Source organism: Meridianimarinicoccus sp. MJW13 (assembly GCF_014901205.1).
Taxonomy (GTDB): Bacteria; Pseudomonadota; Alphaproteobacteria; order Rhodobacterales; family Rhodobacteraceae; genus Meridianimarinicoccus.
This window is the reverse complement of the sequence record NZ_JACNMU010000005.1, coordinates 1-22,752: the sequence shown is the minus strand read 5'-3', so window position 1 is coordinate 22,752 and position 22,752 is coordinate 1. Positions and strand designations below refer to the sequence as shown.

General features: G+C 65.8%; 22 protein-coding genes, 1 tRNA gene and 1 pseudogene. 19 read left to right on the top strand and 5 right to left on the bottom strand.

The genetic code is table 11. From position 1 onward, the window contains the following. The first annotated feature begins 30 nt into the window (after positions 1 to 30). Entirely contained in the window at positions 31 to 318 is a 288-nt protein-coding gene (locus H8B03_RS09850) for an usg protein (RefSeq protein ID WP_193141584.1), read from the top strand. On the opposite strand, the gene H8B03_RS09845 is transcribed toward H8B03_RS09850, so the two are convergent. Together H8B03_RS09845 and H8B03_RS09840 are read right to left on the bottom strand one after the other, a co-directional pair. Beyond that, entirely contained in the window at positions 315 to 779 is a 465-nt protein-coding gene (locus H8B03_RS09845; RefSeq protein ID WP_394355468.1) for a disulfide bond formation protein B, read from the bottom strand. The genes H8B03_RS09850 and H8B03_RS09845 overlap by 4 nt on opposite strands. A gap of 8 nt (positions 780 to 787) precedes the next feature. Then, the gene (locus H8B03_RS09840) at positions 788 to 1,366 is read right to left on the bottom strand and encodes a YqaA family protein (RefSeq protein ID WP_193141583.1); all 579 of its coding nucleotides are present in this window, start codon (positions 1,364 to 1,366) and stop codon (positions 788 to 790) included. 129 nt (positions 1,367 to 1,495) lie between these two features. Between H8B03_RS09840 and H8B03_RS09835 the strand changes: the two genes are divergently transcribed. From H8B03_RS09835 to H8B03_RS09825, 3 genes are all read left to right on the top strand, one after another. Then, the gene (locus H8B03_RS09835) at positions 1,496 to 2,080 is read left to right on the top strand and encodes a TRAP transporter small permease (RefSeq protein ID WP_193141582.1); all 585 of its coding nucleotides are present in this window, start codon (positions 1,496 to 1,498) and stop codon (positions 2,078 to 2,080) included. Further along, entirely contained in the window at positions 2,080 to 3,432 is a 1,353-nt protein-coding gene (locus tag H8B03_RS09830) for a TRAP transporter large permease (RefSeq protein WP_319022474.1), read from the top strand. Before H8B03_RS09835 ends, H8B03_RS09830 begins: the two co-directional genes overlap by 1 nt. Positions 3,433 to 3,763: 331 nt before the next feature. Further along, the gene (locus H8B03_RS09825) at positions 3,764 to 7,420 is read left to right on the top strand and encodes a vitamin B12-dependent ribonucleotide reductase (RefSeq protein WP_193141581.1); all 3,657 of its coding nucleotides are present in this window, start codon (positions 3,764 to 3,766) and stop codon (positions 7,418 to 7,420) included. 357 nt (positions 7,421 to 7,777) lie between these two features. Here the strand turns inward: H8B03_RS09825 and H8B03_RS09820 are convergent. Beyond that, positions 7,778 to 7,867 (bottom strand) — tRNA-Ser (locus H8B03_RS09820). 121 nt (positions 7,868 to 7,988) lie between these two features. Here H8B03_RS09820 and H8B03_RS09815 point away from each other — a divergent pair. The 7 genes and pseudogenes from H8B03_RS09815 (at position 7,989) to H8B03_RS09785 (ending at position 13,938) form a co-directional block, all read left to right on the top strand. Then, positions 7,989 to 8,813: a DUF2059 domain-containing protein gene (locus H8B03_RS09815; protein WP_193141580.1), complete on the top strand. Its 825-nt coding sequence runs from the start codon at positions 7,989 to 7,991 to the stop codon at positions 8,811 to 8,813. A gap of 165 nt (positions 8,814 to 8,978) precedes the next feature. Continuing rightward, positions 8,979 to 9,362 (top strand): annotated as a pseudogene (gene rplU / locus H8B03_RS09810) (50S ribosomal protein L21); the annotation flags it as partial. 19 nt (positions 9,363 to 9,381) lie between these two features. Next, positions 9,382 to 9,651, top strand: a complete 270-nt coding sequence (gene rpmA / locus H8B03_RS09805; protein WP_193141578.1) for a 50S ribosomal protein L27 — start codon at positions 9,382 to 9,384, stop codon at positions 9,649 to 9,651. 214 nt (positions 9,652 to 9,865) lie between these two features. Beyond that, positions 9,866 to 10,405 carry a GNAT family N-acetyltransferase gene (locus H8B03_RS09800; RefSeq protein ID WP_193141577.1) on the top strand — a complete coding sequence of 180 codons (540 nt, stop codon included), beginning with the start codon at positions 9,866 to 9,868 and terminating at the stop codon, positions 10,403 to 10,405. Between the two features lie 65 nt (positions 10,406 to 10,470). Further along, positions 10,471 to 11,508, top strand: coding sequence for a GTPase ObgE (obgE, locus tag H8B03_RS09795; protein ID WP_193141576.1), 1,038 nt, complete (start codon positions 10,471 to 10,473; stop codon positions 11,506 to 11,508). After that, positions 11,496 to 12,599 (top strand): glutamate 5-kinase, encoded by a 1,104-nt coding sequence (gene proB, locus H8B03_RS09790; RefSeq protein ID WP_193141575.1) that lies wholly within the window; start codon positions 11,496 to 11,498, stop codon positions 12,597 to 12,599. Before obgE ends, proB begins: the two co-directional genes overlap by 13 nt. A 73-nt stretch (positions 12,600 to 12,672) precedes the next feature. Then, positions 12,673 to 13,938, top strand: coding sequence for a glutamate-5-semialdehyde dehydrogenase (locus H8B03_RS09785; protein ID WP_193141574.1), 1,266 nt, complete (start codon positions 12,673 to 12,675; stop codon positions 13,936 to 13,938). A 6-nt stretch (positions 13,939 to 13,944) separates the two neighbouring features. Here the strand turns inward: H8B03_RS09785 and H8B03_RS09780 are convergent, their stop codons facing one another. Continuing rightward, the gene (locus H8B03_RS09780) at positions 13,945 to 14,544 is read right to left on the bottom strand and encodes a histidine phosphotransferase family protein (RefSeq protein ID WP_193141573.1); all 600 of its coding nucleotides are present in this window, start codon (positions 14,542 to 14,544) and stop codon (positions 13,945 to 13,947) included. A 56-nt stretch (positions 14,545 to 14,600) separates the two neighbouring features. On the opposite strand from H8B03_RS09780, the gene H8B03_RS09775 reads away from it, so the two are divergent. The 3 genes from H8B03_RS09775 to H8B03_RS09765 all read left to right on the top strand — a co-directional run bounded on the left by H8B03_RS09775 (position 14,601) and on the right by H8B03_RS09765 (position 16,504). Continuing rightward, entirely contained in the window at positions 14,601 to 14,774 is a 174-nt protein-coding gene (locus tag H8B03_RS09775) for a DUF3553 domain-containing protein (RefSeq protein WP_193141572.1), read from the top strand. Positions 14,775 to 14,888: 114 nt separating this feature from the next. After that, positions 14,889 to 15,668 carry a GNAT family N-acetyltransferase gene (locus H8B03_RS09770; protein WP_193141571.1) on the top strand — a complete coding sequence of 260 codons (780 nt, stop codon included), beginning with the start codon at positions 14,889 to 14,891 and terminating at the stop codon, positions 15,666 to 15,668. Next, positions 15,665 to 16,504, top strand: a complete 840-nt coding sequence (locus H8B03_RS09765; RefSeq protein WP_319022464.1) for a lysophospholipid acyltransferase family protein — start codon at positions 15,665 to 15,667, stop codon at positions 16,502 to 16,504. Before H8B03_RS09770 ends, H8B03_RS09765 begins: the two co-directional genes overlap by 4 nt. Positions 16,505 to 16,625: 121 nt before the next feature. Here the strand turns inward: H8B03_RS09765 and H8B03_RS09760 are convergent, their stop codons facing one another. Further along, a complete protein-coding gene (locus H8B03_RS09760; protein ID WP_193141570.1) occupies positions 16,626 to 17,246 on the bottom strand; it encodes a thiamine phosphate synthase in 621 nt (206 codons plus the stop codon). A gap of 101 nt (positions 17,247 to 17,347) precedes the next feature. Here H8B03_RS09760 and H8B03_RS09755 point away from each other — a divergent pair, with 101 nt between their 5' ends. From H8B03_RS09755 to H8B03_RS09735, 5 genes are all read left to right on the top strand, one after another. Beyond that, positions 17,348 to 18,097 (top strand): RNA methyltransferase, encoded by a 750-nt coding sequence (locus tag H8B03_RS09755; RefSeq protein WP_193141569.1) that lies wholly within the window; start codon positions 17,348 to 17,350, stop codon positions 18,095 to 18,097. A gap of 61 nt (positions 18,098 to 18,158) precedes the next feature. Further along, positions 18,159 to 19,319 (top strand): heme A synthase, encoded by a 1,161-nt coding sequence (gene ctaA, locus H8B03_RS09750; protein WP_193141568.1) that lies wholly within the window; start codon positions 18,159 to 18,161, stop codon positions 19,317 to 19,319. Next, complete coding sequence (locus H8B03_RS09745) at positions 19,316 to 20,782, top strand: carboxypeptidase M32 (RefSeq protein WP_193141567.1); 1,467 nt, start codon at positions 19,316 to 19,318, stop codon at positions 20,780 to 20,782. Before ctaA ends, H8B03_RS09745 begins: the two co-directional genes overlap by 4 nt. A gap of 100 nt (positions 20,783 to 20,882) precedes the next feature. Beyond that, positions 20,883 to 21,770, top strand: a complete 888-nt coding sequence (gene htpX, locus H8B03_RS09740; protein ID WP_193141566.1) for a zinc metalloprotease HtpX — start codon at positions 20,883 to 20,885, stop codon at positions 21,768 to 21,770. Positions 21,771 to 21,870: 100 nt separating this feature from the next. Next, positions 21,871 to 22,539, top strand: a complete 669-nt coding sequence (locus H8B03_RS09735) for a hypothetical protein (protein ID WP_193141565.1) — start codon at positions 21,871 to 21,873, stop codon at positions 22,537 to 22,539. Positions 22,540 to 22,752: the final 213 nt, after the last annotated feature.

The following is a 22,752-nucleotide window of genomic DNA, read 5'->3' as shown; positions in this document are numbered from 1 at the left end:
GAGGGTGTTCCACTCAGCAAGAGGTGTCGAATGGAGAACCGTGAAACCGAGTTGATGTTGAAGGGTTATGGTCTGACCACGGCCGAGGTTTACTACCGGATGCCGGATTTTCAGAGCGTGCTGAACAGCTTTATCTGGCAGGAATACGATCTGGCGCCGGACCATCCGCGCCTGTTCGAGTTCATCGAATTCTGGCAGCGGGAAATCGACGGCCCCCTGCATTCGGTGCGCTTCACCCATCGCAAGATGATCTCGCCCGGGGAATGGCGCAACGTGATCGGGGAATACAGTGTCGATGGCGGCCTGACGCTGCACTAGGCGCGGCGCAAAGCCACCAGCCACAGCGCCATGAAGGCAAAGGACGCCACGGCGTTCCAGCTGGGCATCGACAGGCCCAGCATCTCCCATGAGATCTGGTCGCACATGACCAGCGGCGCGGCATTGTCCATGCTCAGCAGATCGGTGCCGGACAGGCCGCTGAGGGTGTCGCCGCTGCCGGTGCAGGACGTGGGACCGGCCCACCATTTGCGCTCGATCCCGGTGTGATAGATGCCAAGCGCGCCGGTGGTGGCTGCGGCCAGGGCACCCAGCCCATAGACGATGCGCGCGGGCCAGATCAGCAGCAGCGCGCCCAGCAGCACCGCCGCCGCATGGGGCCAGCGTTGCCACAGGCAGATCGGGCAGGGCGCCAGTCCGCCGATATACTGGAAGGCGAAGGCCCCCAGCAGCAGACCCAGCGACCCGGCCGCTGCCGCCAGCCCGATCACGCGAGCGGAAATCATCGACATCACAGGAATTTCACCACGTAGAATCCGCCCAGCAACAGGGCCACGAACAGCGTGAACATCAGGCCCAGCCGTTTTTCGATGAAGTCACGGATAGGCGGGCCGAATTTCCACAGCAGCCCGGCCACGATGAAGAACCGCAGCCCCCGCGCGACCACCGAGGCCACCATGAACACCGGCAACGACAGCGCGGTAGAGCCCGACAGGATGGTGATCACCTTGTAGGGGAAGGGCGTGACGCCGGCCACCAGCACCGCCCAGGCGCCCCATTCGTTATAACGCAGGGCGAAGTCGTCGAAATAGGCATCCTTGCCATAGAACTCCAGCACCGGACGACCCACGGTGTCGAACAGCGCGTAGCCGATGTAGTAGCCGAACAGCCCGCCCAGCACCGAACTGACCGTGGCGATGCCGGCGATCAGCCAGGCGCGGCGCGGCGCGGCCAGGATCATCGGGATCATCAGGATGTCCGGCGGGATCGGAAACACCGAGCTTTCGATAAAGGCCACGAAGGCGAGTGCCAGAAGGGCATAGCGGGTCTCGGCAAGACCCATGGTCCACTCGTACAAACGTCTGATCATAAAAAACCTCCGACTGGTCCCATGGCTATGGCGACCTGCGCCAAGGTGGTCAAGACCGCTGCCGTCGCAGAACCGCGTTGCGCTTGGGGGCGGCTTTGCGCTAGCTCGCCGCTGAAACGGAGCGGGCGGATGATGCTGGCAGCGAAGGTGGAACAACGGATCGGACGCGGGCTGGGCTGGCTGGCGGGCGCGGTGGCCCTGTGCGGCGGCGCGGTGCTGCTGGGCATGGCCTCGGTCGTGGTGATTTCCGTTGTCGGCCGGGCGCTGGGCTGGGCCGGGCTGGGGCCGGTGACCGGTGACTTCGAGCTGGTCGAAATGGGCTGCGCCATTGCGGTTTTCGCCTTCCTGCCGTGGTGCCAGATGCGCCGCGCCCATGTCACCGTCGATATCCTGAGTCACGCCCTTGGCCCGCGCCCGCACGCCGGGTTGGGATGTCTTGGCGATCTGATGCTGACCCTGTGTTCCGGGGTGATCCTGTGGCGGCTCTGGCTTGGGTTCACCGAGAAGTTCCCCCATGGCACCGAGGCGTTCCGCGCCCGGCTGGGCATGGGCCAGAAACCATGGTTCCCCGAAACCACCTATGAATTGCAGATCCCGGTTTGGATCCCCTTCGGGCTGGCACTGATCGGGGCCGGGCTGTTCTTTGTCGTCTGTCTCTATTCGGTCTGGCGCAGCCTGAACTGGACCCTCGCCGGGCAGGAGCCGGGCGCGTGATCAGCGGGTTGTCCCTGGCGCTGGCGGGCTTCGGGCTGATGCTGGTGGCCATTTTCCTGCGGATGCCGATTGCGGCGGCCATGGGCGGCACCGGTTTTCTGGGCACCTGGATCGTGCTGGGCACGCCCAATGCGGCGCTGAGCCAGCTCAAGACGCTGCCCTATGACACGTTCTCCAGCTATTCGCTGTCGATCGTGCCGCTGTTCCTGTTCATGGGCCAGATCGCGGCGCGTTCGGGACTGAGTGCGGCGTTGTTCCACGCCGTTGCGGCCTGGATGGGGCATCACCGCGGCGGCATGGCGGTGGCCGCGGTGGGGGCGTCGGCCGGCTTTGGCGCGGTGTGCGGCTCGTCGCTGGCGACGGCTTCGACCATGGGGCAGGTGGCCTTGCCGGAGCTGCGCAAGCGCGGCTATTCCGATGCGCTGGCCACCGGCGTGGTGGCGGCGGGCGGCACCTTGGGCATCCTGATCCCGCCGTCGGTGATGCTGGTGATCTATGCCATCCTGACCGAACAGAACATCGTCAAGATGTTCGCCGCTGCCTTCATTCCCGGCCTGCTGGCGGCCCTGGGCTATGCGCTGGCGGTGCTGGTGGTGGTGCATCTGCGCCCTGGTGACGGTCCCGCCGGGCCGCGCGTGGCCTACCGCGAACGGATGGCCGCCCTTGTGCAGGTCTGGCCGGTGGCGGCGATCTTCGCGCTGGTGATGGGCGGTATCATCGGCGACTGGAACTGGAGCCGCGACGGCGTGCAGGCGCTGTTCACCCCGACCGAAGGGGCCGCCGTGGGCGCGCTGGCGACACTTCTTTACGCGGTGATCTTCGAAGGGCTGCGGCTGCGCGCCATCGGCGAGGCGATTCTGGAAACCGCCTCGGCCACCGGGCTGATCTTCCTGATCCTGCTGGGCGCGCAACTGTTCAACACCTTCCTTGCCTTCACGCAGGCGCCGCAGGCCCTGGCAGCCTGGGTGCAGGCCAGCGAGGCCGGGCCGATGACGGTGCTGCTGCTGATCCTGCTGGCCTATCTGGTGCTGGGCTGCGTCATGGACAGCCTGTCGATGATCCTGCTGACCATCCCGGTGTTCTTTCCGATCATCCAGAGCCTCGATTTCGGCCAGACGCCCGAGGAAACCGCGATCTGGTTCGGGGTGCTGACCCTGATCGTGGTCGAGGTCGGGCTGATCACCCCGCCGGTGGGGCTGAACCTGTTCATCATCAACCGGCTGGCGCGCAATGTGCCGCTGGGCGTGACCTATCGCGGCGTGGCGCCCTTCATCCTGTCCGACCTGATCCGCGTCGCGGTGCTGGTCAGTTTCCCGGCGCTGTCGCTGTGGCTGGTGGGTGTTCTGGTCTGACCGGCGCCAAGGGTTAACGGTGCAGTTGCAGCATTAACCGGGTGTTCATATCTCGACTCGGTCGAGCCCCTGTGGATAGTGTCGGTCAACCCCATTTTATACCATATATAGCGAAAATCTTCGTTGTCGGATCGACCCGAATCGCGGTTATTTGTGTCCTCAAGGAGGGGCGACACCACATCTGGTGTCACCACACGAAACACGGACAGAGTGACGGGATATGCCGCGAAACTTCGGTTTTGCGCGCCAGGCCGCCTTGTCCTTCGACTTCCGGGCAGGGCCGATTGCAGGCCGGCACCCCGACCACCGGAACGACCTGCAGGGACGCGACATGAGAATCGAACGCACATTCACCCGGGACGGCGCAGACGCATATGCGGACCTGGCTTTCACCACCACCTCGTCGGAAATCCGCAACCCGGATGGCAGTACGGTTTTCGCGCTGGACGCGATGGAGGTGCCGAGTTCCTGGAGCCAGGTGGCCTCGGATGTTCTGGCGCAGAAGTATTTCCGCAAGGCCGGTGTCGCGGCACGCCTCAAGAAAGTGCGCGAAAAGGGGGTGCCCGAGTTCCTGTGGCGGTCGGTCCCCGATGAGAAGGCGCTGAAGGACCTGCCCGAGGACGAACGCTATGGCGGCGAAACCTCGGCCCGGCAGGTGTTCGACCGGCTGGCGGGCGCCTGGACCTACTGGGGCTGGAAGGGCGGCTATTTCACCAAGGAATCCGATGCCCGCGCCTATTTCGACGAAATGCGCTACATGCTTGCCAGCCAGCGGGCGGCACCGAATTCGCCGCAGTGGTTCAACACCGGGCTGCACTGGGCCTATGGCATCGACGGTCCCAGCCAGGGGCATTACTACGTCGACCACAAGACCGGCAAGCTGGTGAAATCCTCCTCGGCCTACGAGCATCCGCAGCCCCACGCCTGTTTCATCCAGTCGGTCGCCGACGACCTGGTGAACGACGGCGGCATCATGGACCTTTGGGTGCGCGAAGCGCGGCTGTTCAAGTTCGGCTCGGGCACCGGCACCAACTTCTCGTCGCTGCGCGCCGAGGGTGAATCACTGTCGGGCGGCGGCAAATCCTCGGGCCTGATGGGCTTTCTGAAGATCGGTGACCGCGCCGCCGGGGCGATCAAGTCTGGCGGCACCACCCGTCGTGCGGCCAAGATGGTGATCTGCGACGCCGACCACCCGGATATCGAGCAGTTCATCAACTGGAAGGTCATCGAGGAACAGAAGGTGGCCTCGCTGGTGGCCGGCTCCAAGACCCATGAAGCCAAGCTGAACGACATCTTCGGCGCGATCCGCAATTGGGACGGGAAAGAGGCCGACGCCACCGATCCCGCCACCAACGCGGCCCTGAAGACAGCCGTGCGCGCCGCGAAAAGGGCCGCGATCCCGGAAACCTACATCAAGCGCGTGCTGGACTATGCCAAGCAGGGTTATGCCAGCATCGAGTTTCCGACCTATGACACCGATTGGGACAGCGAGGCCTACAACTCGGTCTCGGGCCAGAACTCCAACAACTCGGTGCGGGTGACGGATGCCTTCCTGCAGGCGGTTCGCGACGACGGTGCGTGGAAGTTGATCCGCCGCACCGACGGCAAGGTCGCCAAGACCATCAAGGCGCGCGACCTGTGGGAGCAGATCGGCCATGCCGCTTGGGCCTGCGCCGATCCCGGCATCCAGTTTCATGACACCGTGAACGCCTGGCACACCTGCCCCGAAGATGGCGCGATCCGCGGTTCGAACCCCTGTTCCGAGTACATGTTCCTGGACGACACCGCCTGCAACCTGGCGTCGATGAACCTGCTGACTTTCCTGAAAGACGGCGAGTTCCAGGTCGAGGACTATATCCACGCCACGCGGCTGTGGACGGTGACGCTGGAAATCTCGGTGCTGATGGCGCAGTTCCCGTCCAAGGAAATCGCCCAGCGGTCCTATGATTATCGCACGCTGGGTCTGGGCTATGCCAACATCGGCGGGCTGCTGATGACCATGGGCTACGGATACGACAGCGACGAAGGCCGCGCCATCTGTGGCGCGCTGACCGCCGTGATGACCGGGGTGGCCTATGCGACCTCGGCGGAAATGGCGGGCGAGTTGGGCGCGTTCCCCGGCTACCCGGCCAATGCCGCGCACATGCTGCGGGTGATCCGCAACCACCGCACCGCCGCCAAGGGCAAGTCCGATGGCTATGACAACCTGGCCGTGAAACCGGTGCCCCTGGATGGCAAGAACTGCCCCGACCCGCGTCTGGTGGCCATGGCCGAACAAGCCTGGGACGAGGCGCTGCGGCTGGGCGAACAGCACGGCTATCGCAACGCGCAGGCAACCGTCATCGCCCCCACCGGCACCATCGGTCTGGTGATGGATTGCGACACCACCGGGATCGAGCCGGACTTCGCGCTGGTGAAGTTCAAGAAGCTGGCCGGCGGCGGCTATTTCAAGATCATCAACCGGTCGGTGCCCGCAGCGCTGGAAGGGCTGGGCTACGGCGCGGCGCAGATCGAGGAAATCATCGGCTATGCGGTCGGTCACGGCACCCTTGGCAACGCGCCGGGCATCAACCACACCGCCTTGCTGGGCCACGGCTTCGGCCCGGCCGAGATCGACAAGATCGAAGCGGCGCTGCCGCAGGCCTTCGACATCCGCTTCGTATTCAACCAGTGGACGCTGGGCGAGGACTTCTGCACCGACGTTCTGGGCATCCCGGCGACGAAACTGAACGATCCGACTTTCGACATGCTGACCAGCCTGGGCTTCAGCAAGCAGCAGATCGATGCCGCCAACGATCACGTCTGCGGAACCATGACGCTGGAAGGCGCGCCGCATCTGGACCCGAAGCATTACCCGGTGTTCGATTGTGCCAACCCCTGCGGCAAGAAGGGCCGGCGGTTCCTGAACGTGAACAGCCACATCACCATGATGGCGGCGGCGCAAAGCTTCATCTCGGGCGCGATCAGCAAGACGATCAACATGCCCAATGACGCCACCATCGAGGATTGCCAGAAGGCCTATGAACTCAGCTGGTCGCTGGGGGTGAAGGCCAATGCGCTGTATCGCGACGGCTCGAAACTCAGCCAGCCGCTGGCGGCGGCTCTGGTCGAGGATGACGACGAGGCCGCCGAGGTTCTGGAAACCGGCACCCCGCAGGAAAAGGCGCAGGTGCTGGCCGAGAAGATCGTCGAGAAGGTGATCGTCAAGGAGGTCGTCCGCTCGCACCGCGAGAAGATGCCCCAGCGCCGCAAGGGCTATACCCAGAAGGCCATCGTCGGCGGCCACAAGGTCTATCTGCGCACCGGGGAATATTCCGACGGCAACCTCGGCGAAATCTTCATCGACATGCACAAGGAAGGTGCGGGCTTCCGGGCGATGATGAACAACTTCGCCATCGCCGTGTCGGTGGGCCTGCAATACGGCGTGCCGCTGGAGGAATTCGTCGATGCCTTCACCTTCACCAAGTTCGAACCGGCGGGCATGGTGCAGGGCAACGACAGCATCAAGAACGCCACCTCGATCCTGGATTACATCTTCCGCGAACTGGCGGTGTCCTATCTGGATCGCACCGACCTGGCCCATGTGAAGCCCGAAGGCGCGGCCTTCGACGATCTGGGCGGCGGCGAGACCGAAAGCAGCTCGAACCTGAAGCCGGTCAGCGAAACCGCGGCCAGCAAGTCGCTGGAGGTGCTCAAGCAGATTTCCTCCTCGGGCTATCTGCGCAAGCGCCTGCCGCAGGACCTGGTGGTGCTGCAGGGCGGGATGAGCACCGCGACGGCCCTGGACGGCAGCTTTGCAGCCACGGTCGAGACCATGCAGACCTCGGTCGCGGCGGTGGAAAGCGTGGAACAGATGGACGCCCGCACCAAGGCCCGCATCCAGGGCTACGAGGGCGATCCCTGTGGCGACTGTGGAAACTACACGCTGGTGCGCAACGGCACCTGCATGAAATGCAACACCTGCGGCGGCACTTCGGGCTGTAGCTGAGCCAACCGGCTTGGCCCGGCGGGCCACCTTCGGCGGTGCTCCCCCGCCGACGGGCCGCAGGACAGGGGCAGGGCGCCCGGTCAGAAGCGCCCACCCCACAAACCCCATTCGGGGCGGGTGCGCTCGCCCCAGTTGCGGATCGGGCCGCAGGCAGAAACCGGGCAGTAAAATACCATGCGCCGGATCCGCAAAACTCAGGGGCGCCTTCGGGCGCCCCTTTTTCCGTGGCAGCGCCAAGCCCGACGCGATGGCGCGGGCCATGGGGCAAGAACGGTATTTGGGGCAACAGGCGGAGGGACCGGCCCGGCGCGGCGGCGCGATCGGGCGATGATCGGATGAGTGGTCATGTTGGGTAAATGGCGGAGAGACAGGGATTCGAACCCTGGGTTCCCGTAAAGGAACAACGGTTTTCGAGACCGCCCCGTTCGACCACTCCGGCACCTCTCCGTGTCGGTTCCGGCGGAATAGTCAAAGCATGGGAAGGGTGCAACCACATTTTCACTTCTGCGCGGTCTGCATTGTCATTTTTCTCGGGCTGCCGCATCCTGCCGTCAAAACGGAGTTCCCCATGCGCATCCTGATCCCCCTGGCGTTCGTGCTGTTTCCCCTGTCGGTTGCGGCCCAGCCCGCGCGTCTGAGCGATCAGGTGCTGGACGCGCTGGAACTGGAAGCGCTTCTGGTGGTCCTTCAGGACGAGGCGGTCGAGTCGGGCGCGGACCTGGCCGTCGATCTGTCCGGCGAAGAGGATCTGGACGGCTGGCGCCGGACGCTGGCCGATCTGAACGCCCCCGACAAGGTGGCGCCCCGGATGCGCGACGCTTTTGCCGACGCGCTGGACGACGAGATGGCCGAATCGGCGCTGGCCTTCTTCACCACCTCGCCGGGGCAGGATCTGGTGCAGCTTGAGCTTTCGGCCCGGCAGGCCCTGCGCGATCCGGACATCGAAACCGCGATCCTGTCGCGCTTTGAAACCGAGGCCGCCAGCGGCGCGGGCCGGGTGGACGCCATCGAAGCCTTCATCGAGGCCAACGATCTGATCGACCTGAACGTGCTGGGGGCGCTGAACGCCAATGCCGCCTTCCTGCTGGGAATGCGCGACGGCGACCCGGAGGGCTATGGCGGCAATGCCGGCGATGAGGACATCTTGCAGCAAGTCTGGGTGCAGGAGCCCGAGATCCGCCAGTCCACCACCGATTGGGTGCATGCCTTCCTGTGGCTGGCCTATCAGCCGGTCAGCGATGCCGACTTCGACACCTATCTGACCTTCACCGAAAGCCAGGCGGGACAGGCGCTGAACGTGGCGCTGTTCAAGGCCTTCGATGCGCTGTTCGTGTCGACCTCCTATGAAACCGGGATGGCGTTGTCGTTGTTCCTGTCTTCGCAGGATATCTGACCGGCAACGCTTGACTTTCCGGCGGCTCTGAACGATACGGCGGCTTCCGGTTCCCCCGGAAACCCCAACGACTGCCGAAAGGCGCGCTGTCCACAGGCGCGGGTAACCGCACCAACACTGCTTTGACGCAGGGCCGCAGGACGCGGAGATAAAAAGGAAATGCCCATGTTTGCGGTTATCAAAACCGGCGGCAAACAATACAAGGTTCAGAGCGGCGACGTTCTGCGCGTTGAAAAGCTGGCCGCCGCGGCTGGCGACAAGGTTCAGTTCAACGAGATTCTGATGGTCGGCGGCGAAGCCACCACCATTGGCAGCCCCTTCGTGGAAGGTGCCGCCGTGCAGGCCGAAGTGATCGACCAGATCAAGGGTGACAAGGTCATCAACTTCGTCAAGCGCCGCCGGAAGCACTCGTCGCAGCGCACCAAGGGCCGCCGCCAGCAGCTGACCCTGCTGCGCATCACCGAGATTCTGGCCGCGGGTGGCGATGCCACTGGCGTCACGGCCGCTGTTGGCGCCGCATCGGCGCCCGCCGCCGAAGCCACCGCAGCCGAGTAAAGAGGAGCGAAAGATGGCACATAAAAAAGCAGGCGGTTCATCCCGTAACGGTCGCGACTCCGCTGGTCGTCGCCTTGGTCTGAAGAAATTTGGCGGCGAAGCCGTTATCCCCGGCAACATCATCGCGCGTCAGCGCGGCACCAAGTGGTGGCCGGGTGAAGGCGTTGGCATGGGCAAGGATCACACCATCTTTGCGACCGACGAAGGGCAGGTGCAGTTCCGCACCGGTCTGAAGGGCCGTACCTTCATTTCCGTGCTTCCGGTGGCCGAGGCCGCCGAATAAGCCGACCCGCCATATTGGCAAGATATTCAGGGGATCGGCGTTACGCCGGTCCCCTTCGATTTTTCAGGCGGTCGCCTAAGGCCGCCGATTTCGGAGGTGGACCGCCGGTCCCTTGTTCGGGCCGGGAGGAGGCCCCACTTCTGACTCTAGTGCCGACACGTGCTCAATTCGGGTGTCAGTCCGGGCCGCACGATGTCTTTTTGGGAGGAAAGACATGCTGCATGATGCGATCGTCAATCAGCCGATCATCGAAACCGACCGTCTGGTCCTGCGCCCGCTGCGCCGGTCCGACGAGGGCCTGCTGACGATGTACGCCGGGGACAAGCGGGTGGCAGAGACCACGCGCTCGATCCCGCACCCGCTGCCGCCAGGCACCACCGTGAGCTTCATCGAACGCGCCCGCTCGCCCGAGCGGACCGAGGATGTCTGGGCCATGGATGGCACCGCCGCCGGTCTGGCCGAGCTTCTGGGTGTGGTCGCCCTGGAACGGCTGTCGCCGGACCGGTCCGAGATCGGCTATTGGGTGGCGCCGGCGTTCTGGAACACCGGCTATGCGTCGGAAGCGGTGTCCGGCCTGCTGGAGGCCAACCCGCAGAATGTCTCGACCGTCTTTGCCGAGGTGTTCCAGTCGAACCCGGCCTCGGCGCGTCTGCTGACCAAGACCGGTTTCGACTATATCGGGGATGCCGAGGCCTTCTGCGTCGCCCAGGGCCGGACCGTGGCCACATGGACCTATCTTCGCAAACTTCGCTGACGGGCCGATCTTGAGGGACCGTCCGTTTCACGCTATCGCCCCGGGGCGGTTCCAAGGATCACGTCATGAAATTTCTCGACCTCGCAAAAGTCTACATTCGCTCTGGCAGCGGCGGCAACGGCGCTGTCAGTTTCCGGCGTGAGAAGTTCATGGAATACGGCGGTCCGGATGGCGGCGACGGGGGCCGGGGCGGCGACGTGGTGGTCGAGGTCGTCGAAGGGCTGAACACCCTGATCGATTTCCGCTACCAGCAGCATTTCTTCGCGAAAAGCGGCCAGGGCGGCATGGGCCGCCAGCGCACCGGCAAGAACGGCGATACCATCGTGCTGCGGGTGCCGGCGGGGACCGAGGTGCTGGACGAGGACGAGGAAACCGTCATCGCCGACATGGCCGAGGTGGGCCAGCGCGTGGTGCTGGCCAAGGGCGGCAACGGCGGCTTCGGCAACCTGCATTTCAAAAGCGCCACCAACCAGGCGCCGCGCAACGCCAATCCGGGTCAGCCGGGGGTCGAACGCACCATCTGGCTGCGCCTGAAGCTGATCGCCGATGCCGGGCTTCTGGGTCTGCCCAACGCGGGCAAGTCGACCTTCCTGGCCGCAACATCGAACGCGCGGCCCAAGATCGCGGATTATCCTTTCACCACGTTGCATCCCAACCTTGGCATCGTCGGCGTGGACAATGTCGAATTTGTTGTCGCCGATATTCCCGGCCTGATCGAAGGCGCGCATGAGGGCCGGGGCCTTGGCGACCGCTTCCTTGGTCATGTGGAGCGCTGCGCGGTGCTGCTGCATCTGGTGGATGGCACCGCCGAGGACGTGATCGGCGACTATCACACCATCATCAACGAGTTGGAAGCCTACGGCGGCCATCTGGCCGACAAGCCCCGCGTGACCGTGCTGAACAAGATCGACGCGCTGGACGCCGACTACAAGGCTGACCTGCGCGCCGCCCTGGAAGAGGCCAGCGGCGGCAAGGTCATGGAGATGTCGGGCGCTGCCAAGATGGGCACCACCGAGGTGCTGCGCGCGCTGCGGGTGCAGATCGACGACAGCCGCGTGCGCATCCGCAAGGGCCCTGACGAGGACGCGTCGTGGCAACCCTAGGCGAAGGGCGGCGCATCGTCGTCAAGATCGGCTCGGCGCTGCTGGTGGATCAGGCCACCGGGCTGCGCGGCGACTGGCTGCGCGGGCTGGCCTTGGATATTGCCGATCTGCGCGCGCGCGGTGCGGATGTGATCGTGGTGTCCTCGGGCTCTATCGCGCTGGGGCGGCGGGTGCTGAACCTGCCCAAGGGGGCCTTACCGCTGGAGCAGTCGCAGGCCGCGGCCGCTGTGGGCCAGATCCGGCTGGCACGCGCCTATGAGGACGCCCTGCAATCGCATGGCATCACCACCGCGCAGGTTCTGGTGACGCTGGAAGACAGCGCCAACCGCCGCCGCTATCTGAACTCGCGCAACACCCTGCGCCAGCTTCTGTCGCTGGGGGTGGTGCCCATCGTCAATGAAAATGACACCGTGGCCACGGATGAGATCCGCTTTGGCGATAACGACCGTCTGGCCGCCCAGGTGGCGGCCACCGTCGACGCCGACCGGCTGGTGCTGCTGTCGGATGTGGACGGGCTCTATACCGCCAACCCGTCGCTGGACCCGCAAGCCCGGCATCTGCCAGTGATCGACCGCATTTCGCCCGAGATCGAGGCGATGGCAGGCGAAGGCGTGTCCGGCCTGTCGCGCGGCGGCATGGTGACCAAGCTGATGGCCGCGAAGATCGCCACCGGCGCCGGGTGCGCCATGGTCATCGCCAAGGGTGAAGCCGACCGCCCGCTGCGGGCGCTGGAACAGGGCGCGCGCTGCAGTTGGTTCCTGGCCGAGGAAGATCCGCAGGCCGCGCGCAAGCGCTGGATCGCGGCCATGAAGCCGCGTGGAACCATCGTGGTGGACGACGGCGCGGTGCAGGCGCTGCGCAAGGGCAAATCGCTGTTGCCTGCCGGGGTAACGGAAGTGGTCGGCGACTTCGGGCGCGGCGACCCGGTCGAGATTGCGGGTCCCGGTGGGGCAGGACTGGGCAAGGGGCTGGCCCGCTATACCCACGAAGAAACCCGCCAGATCAAGGGCTGCCAGTCGCGCGAGATCGAGACCCTGCTGGGCTATCCAGGCCGCGGCGTGCTGATCCACCGCGACGACATGGTGGTCTGACACCCCCCCCGCGCGCGGGGCTTGAGCCGCGCGCCGCTTTGTCCTAGGTCGAAATCCTGTCTTGGAGGGACCCATGAAAGATCTGACCGATATTCCCGCAGTGATGGCCCAGCTGGGCGCCAATGCCCGCGCCGCGGCAGCGGCGCTTGCGGTTGCCTCTCCAAAGACCAAGACCGATGCGCTGAACGCCGGGGCCGAAGCCATCGAGGCTGCCATCCCCGCGATCCTCGCCGCCAATGACAAGGACATGGCCTTTGGCCGCGACAAGGGGCTGAGCCCGTCGATGCTGGACCGGCTGAAGCTGGACGAGGACCGCATTCGTGGCATCGCCGCCGGTCTGCGCGCCGTGGCCGGGCAGGCTGATCCTGTGGGTGAGGTCATTGCTGAATGGGACCGTCCGAACGGGCTGCACATCCGCCGCGTGCGCACGCCGCTGGGCGTGGTCGGCGTGATCTACGAAAGCCGTCCCAACGTGACGGTGGATGCCGGTGCGCTGTGCCTGAAGGCCGGCAACGCGGTGATCCTGCGCGGCGGCTCGGAAAGCTTCCACAGCTCGGGCGCGCTGCATGCCTGTCTGGTGCAGGGCATCACCTCGGTCGGTCTGCCCGCCGAGGCGGTGCAACTGGTGCCGACCCGCGACCGCGCGGCGGTGGCGGAAATGCTGCGCATGACCGATTTCATCGACGTGATCGTGCCGCGCGGCGGCAAGGGGCTGGTGGGGCTGGTCCAGCGCGAGGCGCGGGTGCCGGTCTTTGCCCATCTCGAAGGCATCTGCCACGTCTACGTGGATGCGGCGGCGGATATGGAGATCGCCCGCAAGGTGGTGCTGAACGCCAAGACCCGGCGCACCGGCATCTGCGGGGCGGCCGAATGCATCCTGGTGGACAAGGCATTGTTCGACACCGCTGGCGCGCCTTTCCTTGAGGATCTGGTGGCCGCAGGCGTCGATGTGCGCGCCGATGGCGCGTTGCAGTCCGTGCCGGGGGTGTCGCTGGCCACGGCCGAGGATTTCGGCAAGGAGTTCCTCGACATGATCGTCGCGGCCAAGCTGGTGGATGGGGTCGAAGGCGCCATCGCGCATATCCGGCAGTATGGCTCGAACCACACCGATTGCATCATCACCGCCGATGACGATGTGGCGGCGCGATTCTTTGCCGGGCTCGACAGCGCGATCCTGATGCGCAACGCCTCGACCCAATTCGCCGATGGGGGCGAGTTCGGCATGGGCGCCGAGATCGGCATCGCCACCGGCAAGATGCACGCGCGCGGCCCGGTGGGGGCCGAGCAACTGACCAGCTTCAAGTATCTGGTGGAAGGCAACGGGGCGGTGCGCCCCTGAGCGCCCCTAAAAACGCAGGGTGACCGAGGTGTCATCCTGCGCAACGCTCAGCCGCCGTCCGATGTCGGCGATCTGCAAGGGCGCGAGGATGAACTGGATCTGCGAAGGGGCAATCTCGCCCACTGGTTCGGCCCCCGTCAGCAGCGCCCAGAGATCCGGATCGATCCGCAACTTTTCTGAAACGGCGCGCAACACCCAATCGGCGCCGTTGCCCGAAACGGTGATCGCCCCGCCTCGCGGCAGCGCGGTTTCCAGGCATTGCAGCAGCAGGAAGGCCAGCTTGGCGGCGTCGCGCGGCACGTCGCCATCGACCCCCCAGGTCACTTTCAGGCGGTTGCCGGTGTACAGGCTGCCCAGGATCTCGACGATTTCCTGCCGCCCGAGGGTCTGGTCCGCGGAATTGGCGCCGTAGGCCACTCGGTAGAACCGGATCCGCGCCTGCGCGCTGGCGACACTTTCCGAGATCATCGCCATCTCGGGCCCATCCGCCGCCTGGGTCAGGGCCATCAGCTCCAGCCCGTTGCCGATGGCCCCGATGGGGCTGATCAGATCGTGACAGATGCGAGAGCCCAGCAGGGCCTCAAGGTTTTTCGGGCGCGCGTTCATTGTCTGTCTGCCTTCGATACTCTAGGTAGCGTGGAATTGGAGCGAGGGGCCTCTAGATGATTTCGTTGCTTGAACCGGGCATGTTTGTCCGTCATCCGAACCATCCAGACTGGGGCTTGGGCCAGGTCCAGTCGAACGTGAGCGGACGGGTGACCGTGAATTTCGAGCACATGGGCAAGCTTGTCATCAACGCCGAACGCGTCGAACTTGAGATCGTGTTTGACCCCTAGGGTTTGCACGGCAGTGTTAACACTCCCTTTAGGTGTGTCAATTTCCGGTCAACGGCGCTTGTCTCATCTCTCCCGCCCGCATAGACACCCGAAAACACGAGGCGACAGGCCAATATGACCGCTGATCCGGACCGATTCCAGGTGCGCCTTGCACAGGACGAGCGCGACCTTCTGGCGGCGCAGCGCTGCCGCTATGATGTCTTTGTGGACGAGTTGAAAGGCGACGGGCCGCTGGTCGATCATGCCCAGCGGCTGGAGCGCGATGAACACGACCCCTTCTATGAACATCTGATCCTTGTGGACACGCAGCGCGACGACGGCGGGCTGGATCACGTGGCCGGGGTCTACCGCCTGTTGCGCAGCGACACGGCCGAGGCGGCGGGGGGCTTTTACTGCGCCCGTGAATACGATCTGTCGCCGCTGATCCAGGGCGGGCGCAAGCTGCTGGAACTGGGGCGGTCCTGCCTGCGGCCCGAGTATCGCGGCGGCCCGGCGATGTTTCACATCTGGAACGGGCTGGCGGAATACACGCTGGATCACGAGATCGAGGTTCTGTTCGGCGTGGCCAGCTTCCACGGCACCGATCTGGAGGCGCTGGCCGCCCCCCTGACCCTGCTGCACCACCGGCATCTTGCGCCCGAGGATCTGCGGGTCCGCGCCTTGCCCGCTCACTATGAATCGCTCAACCGCGTGCCCTACGGCAGTATCGACCGGGTGGCGGCGATGCTCGAGGTGCCCTCGCTGATCAAGGGCTACCTGCGGCTGGGCGGGTTCGTGGGCGACGGCGCTTTCGTGGACCATGCGTTCAACACCACCGACATCTGCCTGGTGCTGGATACCGAGCGGATGAACGCGCGGCAGCGGGCGATCTATACGCGCGGGCTGAACCGGTGACCGCGCCCCCCTGGCAGGACGTGCCGCCGCCGCGCGGCGCGTCGTGGAGCCTGGGCGGGGGCCTGCGGGTTGTGCTGCGCGGGCTGGCGCTGGCGGTGCTGGTGTTCGGATGCCTCTTGCTGCTGTTGCTGGTCCGGCTGGTCGAGCGGCCGCTCTTCGGTCTGGACCGTCCGATCACGCCGCATATCACCCGGTTCGTGTGCCGCAACGCCTTGCGCATCCTTGGCATGGGCTTTCAGGCCGAGGGCACGCCGATGCAGGCGCGCGGGGCAGGGGTGGCCAACCACGGGTCCTGGCTGGACATCTTCGCGCTGAACGCGCGGCAGTGCGTCTATTTCGTGGCCAAGGTCGAGGTCTCGGGCTGGGCCGGGATTGGCTGGCTGGCGCGCGCCACCGGCACGGTGTTCATCGCGCGCGACCGGCGGCAGGCCGCGGCCCAGCGGCAGCTGTTCCGCGACCGGCTGGCGGCGGGCCATCACCTGATGTTCTTTCCCGAAGGCACCAGCACCGATGCGCAGCGCGTGCTGCCGTTCAAGCCGACCCTGTTCGCGGCCTTCTTTGACGCCAACAGTGCCGAGGCGCCGCTGGCGATCCAGCCCGTTTCGGTGATCTATACCGCCCCCGAGGGTGCCGATCCCCGGTTCTACGGCTGGTGGGGCGAGATGGCTTTCGCACCGCATCTGCTGCAGGTGCTGGCGGTCCGTCGGCATGGGGCGGTGCGGGTGATCTATCACGACCCGCTGCCCATCGCCGACTATCCCGACCGCAAGGCGCTGGCGCGGGCCGCTGAGGCACGGGTGCGCGCGGGTGTGGAGACCGCGCAGACCCGCCGCTGACGCGGCGGAGAATTCTTGCCTCCGGCGGGAGTATTTTTTCCAAGAAGAATGAGCGCCGTCTCGGAAACGGTCTGGGGGCGAATTTTTTTTCGCGGTGACGGGTGTGCCTCCGTCACCGTGTTCAGCCGATGGCGGCGTCCAGATCCTTCAGGGCGGCGGCGGGATCTTCGGCGCGCCAGATCTCGTCTCCGAAGGCGAAGAAATCGGTGATCGGGGTGAAGGCGCGGACCAGATCGGGGGTCAGTGCGCCTTCTGCCACAATCGGCAGTTCGATCACCTCGGACCACCAGGAAAACACCTCGGGATCCACCTTGTCGCCGGCGCCAAGGGCGGTATCGCCCACCGGACCGAAGCTGACGTAATCGGCACCGGCCTCGCCCGCGGTCATGCCGTCGTGGCGCGAGGTGCCGCACCAGGTGCCGACGATGGGATCGGTGCCAAGCGCCTCGCGGCATTTGCGCACCGATTTGGACCCGTCGGTCAGATGCACGCCGTCCAGCCCCAGCCGTTCGACCAGCGCCAGATGGCGGTCGATGACCAGCGGGATGTCGCGTGCGTGCGCCAGGGCGCGCACGGCGTCCGCGGCGCGGGCGACCTCGCTGTCGTCATCGCTGGCAAAGCGTAGGCGCAGGCAGGCAATGGCGGCGGCATCCAGCACCGGCGCCAGCGTCTCGGCAAAGGTCTCGGCATCGAAATGAGCCGGGGTCAGAAGATAGATCTGGGGGCGGTCTTGATCGGTCATGGCGGGCCTTTGGGGTTTCGATCCCTCCTATCGGGCTGCGCGGGGCGGGTAAAGCCCGTGCGGCATTGCCCTTGCGCCCCGGCTGGACTAGACCGCGCGCCATGTCAGACACGCCGCTTCGCCAACCCGCCTTTGTCCTCGTGCGCCCGCAAATGGGCGAAAACATCGGGGCCGCCGCCCGTGCCATGTGGAATTTCGGGTTGGACCGGATGCGTCTTGTGGCACCGCGCGATGGCTGGCCCAATCCGCGCGCCGTGGCGCTGGCCAGCGGTGCCGGGCGGTTGCTGGACGAAGCCGGGCATTTCCCGACCACCGTCGCGGCGGTGGAGGATTGCACCTTCGTGCTGGCCACCACCGCACGCGGGCGCGGCCTGACCAAGCCGATCCTTTCGCCGGAAGAGGCGATGACGCAGGCGCGTGACCATGCGCAGGCCGGGGGCAAGGTGGCGGTTCTGTTCGGGCCGGAACGGGCAGGGCTGGAAAACGACGATATCGCGCGGGCCAATGCCATCATCTCGGTGCCGGTCAACCCGGAGTTCGCCTCGCTCAACCTGGCGCAATGCGTGCTGCTGACCGCCTATGAGTGGCGCAGGCAGACCGCGCAGATCGACCATGCCCGTGTCGAACTGGCGGGCGGCGACTGGGCCACCGCGCTGGAGACCGACAAGCTGGCCGAACACTACGAGGATCGGCTGGCGCAGGCGGGGTTCTTCTTCCCGCCGCAGAAGGCCGAGCACATGAAAACCAACCTGCGCAACCTGTGGTCGCGGATGCCGCTGACCCGCGCCGACGTTCAGATCCTGCACGGGATGATGCGGCAAATGGTGCGCTGGAAAGAACGCGGCGACTGATCCTGCCCCGTTGATGCGCCCGCGCCGGGCCCCTAGGTTTTGGCGCAACCGGAGGTTCCCTATGACCCAGAAGAAACGCAGCATATTCGAAGAGGTGGACGCGGCCCCCGCCGCGCCGGCAGCCCGGGCCACGACGCCCAGGGGCGGTCTGATCGCGCGGGACGACAGCGGCGCGCGCCGGGGCATTCGGGCGTGGCTGTGGCTGCTGTTTGCCATGGTCGTGGCGATGATCGTCGTGGGCGGTCTGACGCGGCTGACCGACAGCGGGCTGTCGATCACCGAATGGGCGCCGGTTACCGGGGCGGTGCCGCCGATGAGCCTTGAGGCCTGGGAAACGGAATTTGCCAAGTACCAGCAGATCGACGAGTTCAAGGTCGAGAACAGCGACATGACCCTGGCCGAGTTCAAGGCCATCTACTGGTGGGAATGGGGCCACCGGCAGTTGGGCCGCACCGTGGGGCTGGTCTGGGCCGTGGGGTTCCTGAGCTTCCTGGCCATGAAGAAGATCCCCGCCGGCTGGACCGGTCGGTTGTTGCTGCTGGGCGGCCTTGGTGGGCTGCAGGGGGCCATCGGCTGGTGGATGGTGGCCTCGGGACTGGTCGAGGGGCGCACCGATGTGGCCTCGTACCGGTTGGCGGTGCATCTGGGGCTGGCCTTCGCCATTCTGGGGCTGATCGCCTGGTATGCTTTCCTGCTGGGGCGCAGTGCGCCAGCGTTGATGACGGCGCGGCGGGGGCGCGATGCCAGGCTGTTTTCCATGTCCACGGGCATGATGCATCTGGCCTTCGTGCAGATCCTGCTGGGGGCCATGGTGGCGGGCATCGACGCGGGGCGCAGTTTCACCGACTGGCCGCTGATGGCGGGGCAGGTGTTTCCGATGTCCTCGTTCGACATCGACCCGTTCTGGCGCAATTTCTTCGAGAACCCGGCGCTGGTGCAATTCATCCATCGCACCGTGGCCTATCTGCTGCTGGCCTTCGGCATCGTCACCTGGCTGAAGGGCCGCAAATCGGGCAACCGGGCGACGGCGCGCGCCTTTGACTGGATGGGTGTGATGCTGTTCGGGCAGGTGGTGCTGGGCATCGGCACGGTGCTGTACGCTGCGCAATGGCACATCGCGATCACCCATCAATTGGGCGCCGTGGCGCTGTGGGTGCTGATCCTGCGGGCGCGGTTCCTCAGCCAGTATCCGGCGGATCAAAGCGTGCGGGGCCGGGCATGAGCTATGACGCGCTGGTCGCCCATGCGCGCCAGACCCAGGCACTGGCCGAGGTTGCCGGTCGTCTGGGCTGGGACCAGGAAACCGTGATGCCGCGCGGGGCCGCCGGGCAGCGGGCCGAGGAAATGGCGGCGATGGAGCAGGTGCTGCACGCCCGCCGGTCCGACCCGCTGGTGGGCGACTGGCTGGCCGCCGTAACGCCCGCGGATGAGGTCGAGGCCGCACAGGTCCGTGAGATCCGCCGGGCCTATGAGCGCGCCACCAGGGTGCCCGCCGATCTGGCCGCCCGGATCGCCCGTGTCACCAGCCTTGCACATGGCGATTGGGCGGCGGCGCGGGCCGCCGATGACTTTGCCGCATTCGCCCCGCGCCTGGCCGAGGTTGTGGCCCTGAAGCGCGAGGAGGCGGCGGCGCTGGCCTCGGGCGGGGATTTGTATGATGCGCTGTTGCAGGACTATGAGCCCGGCGCCACGGCCACCGAGCTTGAGGCCATGTTTGGGGCTCTGCGCCCGCGTCTGGTGGCGCTGCGCGACCGCATCCTTGGCGCGCCGCAACCGCCCGTTTTGACTGGCAGTTTCCCTGAAGCCGCGCAGCTGGAAATGGCGCAGGAACTGGCCGAACTCTTCGGCTATGACCTGAGCCGGGGGCGGATCGACAAGGCGGTGCATCCGTTCTCCAGCGGGTCCGGCGCCGATGTGCGGATCACCACCCGCACCGACCCGACCGATCCGTTCAACTGCTTCTATTCCACGATCCACGAGGTCGGCCATGCCACCTATGAGCAGCAGGTCGATCCGGCCTATGCGCTCAGCCCGATCGGGCGCGGGGCCTCGATGGGGGTGCATGAAAGCCAGAGCCGGATCTACGAGAACCAGCTGGCGCGCAGCCCGGCCTTTGCCAAGTGGCTGTTTGGCCGGATGCAGGCGAAGTTCGGTGCCTTGGGCGTTGATACCGCGCAGGAGTTCGCGCGCACCGTGAACCGGGTCACCCCCGGCTTCATCCGCACGGAATCCGACGAGGTACAGTACAACCTGCATGTCCTTTTGCGGTTCGATCTGGAGCGCGCGCTGATCGCCGGCGATCTGGAGGTTGCAAACCTGGAAGAGGCCTGGAACGCGCGGTTTTTCAAGGACTTCGGGGTGAAGGTGCCGAAAGCCTCGCAGGGGGTTTTGCAGGATGTGCACTGGTCGGTGGGGCTGTTCGGCTATTTCCCGACCTACACGCTGGGCAATGTCTATGCGGGCTGCCTGTATCAGGCGATGGCGGCCGATCTGCCGGATCTTGAGGCCGATCTGGCCACCGGCGATCTGACCGCCGCGCTGGCCTGGCTGCGGCCGCGTCTGCAGGTGCACGGGGCGCTGCGCGACGGTGCCGAGACCCTGCGCCACGCCACCGGGCACCCCCCCACGGAAGGCCCGCTGCTGGACTATCTTGAGGCGAAGTTCGGCGCGCTCTACGGTCTTTAGCACGGTCTGGAAAGCGTCTGGCTGGCGTATGGCCCGCGTATGGCTTGCGCGGTCCGTCCGCCCTGCCCATATGTGAGACCGAACGACGGAGGGTTTTCCGATGGGCTATACCAAGACGGCACTTCTGATGGCGGGGATGACCGCGCTCTTCATGGGCGTGGGCTGGATGTTGGGCGGCACGGGCGGCATGATGATCGCGCTGGTGGTGGCCGCCGCGATGAACCTGTTCAGCTGGTGGTCGTCGGACAAGATGGTGCTGCGGATGCACAACGCGCGGCCTGTGACCGGGTCTGATGGCGGGCTGGTGCCGCTGGTGGCGGATCTGGCGCGGCGCGCCGAGCTGCCGATGCCCGCCGTCTATGTCATCGAGACCGAGCAGCCCAACGCCTTTGCCACCGGCCGCAACCCCGACAACGCCGCCGTGGCGGTGACCACCGGGCTGATGCGCAGCCTGAGCCGCGCGGAACTGGCCGGGGTCATCGCCCACGAGCTGGCCCATATCAAAAACCGTGACACGCTGATCATGACAGTTACCGCGACCTTCGCGGGGGCGATTTCGATGCTGGCCAATTTCGCCATGTTCTTCGGCGGCTCGCGCGAGCGGATGGGGCTGCTGGGCACCATCGCGATGATGATCCTGGCGCCGCTGGCCGCAACGGTGGTGCAGATGGCGATCTCGCGGTCACGCGAGTACGAGGCCGACCGGGTCGGGGCCGAGATCTGCGGCGACCCCAACTGGCTGGCCGACGCGCTGATCGGCATCCAGCGGGGGGCGTCGCGGATCGATTATCATACCGCCGAGCGCAACCCCGGCACCGCGCATATGTTCATCATCAACCCGCTGCATGCCCATGCGGTCGACGGGCTGTTCCGCACCCACCCGGCCACCGAAGAGCGGGTCGCCCGCCTGCGCGCCATGGCCACGCCGGTGCAGCAAAGCCGCGTGCCACGGGCCGGACGCGGGCCGCGGCGCAATCCCTGGGGGTAGGGTTGCGAGCTTGCACGCACCCTAGGGTGTGCGGGGCGGGCGGCGCGGTCCCGGCCTGTGAGGATTATCGGGCCGCGCCCCATCAAGCGGGACAGACCCCATGCAGAGTGTCGACACGACCCCGGCGCGGCCAGCGCCCTTTCCCTCCGCCCTGTGGGCGATCTGCCTGCTGCTGCCGACCCTCATCCTGACCATCGCGCTGCTGCAATCCGCAATCTCCGTGGAATACCTTTTCATGGATCCCCACGGCGCTGCGAAAGCCGCCGTCCGCAATGCCGACGCCCCGGATGAAACCCATATCCGCTATGCGCTTGGGCTGATCTCGCTGCTGGGCTCGTCGGTGTGGGGGTTTTCGGTCTCGGCCCTGTTGCTGGCGGGCCTTCTGCGGCATCGGGCAGGCGACCGACAGGCGGCCGGGGTTCTGATCTTTGGCGCGGGGCTGACCCTGCTTCTGGTGGCGGATGACCTGTTCCGCCTGCACGAGAACCTGCCCGATCTGCTGCCGATCAACGAGACCCCGCTGATGGCGGCCTATGCCGGGTTGGGCATCGCCTATTGCGCGCTGGCTGTCCTGCGGCTTCGGGAGCGCGTGTCGCTATGGCCGCTGATCACCGCACTGGGGTTCTTTGCGCTGTCCGTAGTGGCCGATCATTTCCTGTACGGCGTGCACACTTCGTGGATGATCCTGCTGGAGGACGCGCCGAAACTGTACGGGATCTTCGTCTGGAGCGGGTTTCACTTCTGGCTGGCGCTGCGAGCGTGTGAGTGAGGGGTTGGAAAACAGGATACTGTGGAATGCGTGAATTGGCATTGGCATTGGCGTTGGAGCTAGTACTTGTCTCGAGCTTGCGGAGCTTTTCCTAGGGTCAGGACCCATTGATTTCCGTTTGCTGGCGTGATTCACGGCTCAAAAACGAGCGGTGAACATGTCTGATCTTTTCTGGCTGACTGACGTGCAAATGGCGCGTCTTGAGCCTTTCTT

Bases quoted from the DNA above. Each gene is read 5' to 3' on its own strand.
- H8B03_RS09850 (WP_193141584.1), top strand. From the start codon at position 31: ATGGAGAACCGTGAAACCGAGTTGATGTTGAAGGGTTATGGTCTGACC.
- H8B03_RS09840 (WP_193141583.1), bottom strand. From the start codon at position 1,366: ATGATCAGACGTTTGTACGAGTGGACCATGGGTCTTGCCGAGACCCGC.
- H8B03_RS09835 (WP_193141582.1), top strand. From the start codon at position 1,496: ATGATGCTGGCAGCGAAGGTGGAACAACGGATCGGACGCGGGCTGGGC.
- H8B03_RS09825 (WP_193141581.1), top strand. From the start codon at position 3,764: ATGAGAATCGAACGCACATTCACCCGGGACGGCGCAGACGCATATGCG.
- H8B03_RS09815 (WP_193141580.1), top strand. From the start codon at position 7,989: ATGCGCATCCTGATCCCCCTGGCGTTCGTGCTGTTTCCCCTGTCGGTT.
- rpmA (WP_193141578.1), top strand. From the start codon at position 9,382: ATGGCACATAAAAAAGCAGGCGGTTCATCCCGTAACGGTCGCGACTCC.
- H8B03_RS09800 (WP_193141577.1), top strand. From the start codon at position 9,866: ATGCTGCATGATGCGATCGTCAATCAGCCGATCATCGAAACCGACCGT.
- obgE (WP_193141576.1), top strand. From the start codon at position 10,471: ATGAAATTTCTCGACCTCGCAAAAGTCTACATTCGCTCTGGCAGCGGC.
- H8B03_RS09785 (WP_193141574.1), top strand. From the start codon at position 12,673: ATGAAAGATCTGACCGATATTCCCGCAGTGATGGCCCAGCTGGGCGCC.
- H8B03_RS09780 (WP_193141573.1), bottom strand. From the start codon at position 14,544: ATGAACGCGCGCCCGAAAAACCTTGAGGCCCTGCTGGGCTCTCGCATC.
- H8B03_RS09775 (WP_193141572.1), top strand. From the start codon at position 14,601: ATGATTTCGTTGCTTGAACCGGGCATGTTTGTCCGTCATCCGAACCAT.
- H8B03_RS09770 (WP_193141571.1), top strand. From the start codon at position 14,889: ATGACCGCTGATCCGGACCGATTCCAGGTGCGCCTTGCACAGGACGAG.
- H8B03_RS09760 (WP_193141570.1), bottom strand. From the start codon at position 17,246: ATGACCGATCAAGACCGCCCCCAGATCTATCTTCTGACCCCGGCTCAT.
- H8B03_RS09755 (WP_193141569.1), top strand. From the start codon at position 17,348: ATGTCAGACACGCCGCTTCGCCAACCCGCCTTTGTCCTCGTGCGCCCG.
- ctaA (WP_193141568.1), top strand. From the start codon at position 18,159: ATGACCCAGAAGAAACGCAGCATATTCGAAGAGGTGGACGCGGCCCCC.
- H8B03_RS09745 (WP_193141567.1), top strand. From the start codon at position 19,316: ATGAGCTATGACGCGCTGGTCGCCCATGCGCGCCAGACCCAGGCACTG.
- htpX (WP_193141566.1), top strand. From the start codon at position 20,883: ATGGGCTATACCAAGACGGCACTTCTGATGGCGGGGATGACCGCGCTC.
- H8B03_RS09735 (WP_193141565.1), top strand. From the start codon at position 21,871: ATGCAGAGTGTCGACACGACCCCGGCGCGGCCAGCGCCCTTTCCCTCC.